The following is a 468-nucleotide window of genomic DNA, read 5'->3' on the forward strand; positions in this document are numbered from 1 at the left end:
ATATGAATGCGAAAGAAGCACGTATCAAAATTCTAAATATACAGGATGTACATTGTAAAAATTGTGATTACCGTTATCGACAATTGGATCATTGTAGCTCTAATTGCACCATAGGGAAAGAATTAATAAAACTAGGTGTGTATCTAGGTGGAAAAGATGAAGTACAAAGGCGAAAAAGGAAGACGAAAGAAGAATGGGATAGAATTTGTGTAAAAGCTGCAGCTATGAGAGAAGACGGAATGACGTATACAGCTATTGCTAGATACTTTGGTATGGCAGAGGGGAAAAGAGTAGCAGAACAGCTGAGGAAAAGAGGCTTAGTATAAAATTTCACTTACCGTATTAAAAAGAAAAAAATAATAAAAGTAATAGTCCGCATTTAGAGGACGTTGTTTATGTTTAAGATGAGATTTCTTCCTATACATAGCCAGCGTCCTCTTTTTTATATAAAAGGAGGAACCTGGCTTA

Annotated in this window: 1 protein-coding gene; it reads left to right on the forward strand. The window is 35.0% G+C overall.

The window, feature by feature from the left end; genetic code table 11:
• The coding region (locus MR160_RS33940; RefSeq protein WP_242299232.1) for a hypothetical protein at positions 1–326 on the forward strand (326 nt) is incomplete at its 5' end.
• Positions 327–468: the final 142 nt, after the last annotated feature.

The sequence above is a fragment of the Bacillus cereus group sp. BfR-BA-01382 genome, from assembly GCF_022663475.1.
Classification (GTDB): domain Bacteria; phylum Bacillota; class Bacilli; order Bacillales; family Bacillaceae_G; genus Bacillus_A; species Bacillus_A thuringiensis_S.